This window comes from Paraburkholderia sp. SIMBA_053 (assembly GCF_046534895.1).
Lineage (GTDB): Bacteria > Pseudomonadota > Gammaproteobacteria > Burkholderiales > Burkholderiaceae > Paraburkholderia > Paraburkholderia caledonica.
In genome coordinates, this window is record NZ_JAWRXU010000179.1 from 1 (window position 1) to 388 (window position 388).

Here is a 388-nt window from a genome sequence, read left to right on the forward strand (position 1 = left end):
GGGCCGTTGCATGCGGCGTCGTCATCGGGTGCATCAAAGATAAACGCTCCTTCGCAACCGCCGTCACGCACGCCATCCATCGCGGAGGCCACCGACACCGCGCCCAACGATTCCCCGCAAGATCCCGGCTTCAGACTGCCCGCACGTTCGCAGCGTTTAGGCCAGCCCGTCTATCGCGACAAGCCCGGCTTCTCGCTTCTGGAGACCAACAAGCTGCGTCCCGAGGCGTCGGTGGCGGGTGCGATCGGCATCGGCACGCACACGACAGCGGGCGCGGCGACGGGCGCCGTGGTCGGCGGCAGTCTGACTGCCGCGCACGAAGCCGTCGGCGCGCTCGTCAACGGCCACGCGTTCTTCGCCGCGCGGGAGCGCAAGCAGCGCTATGGCG

At 69.1% G+C, this 388-nt stretch carries 1 pseudogene; it reads left to right on the forward strand.

The annotated features are described in order from the left end of the window. Positions 1 to 388, forward strand: a pseudogene (locus tag SB753_RS35160) (hypothetical protein); the annotation flags it as partial.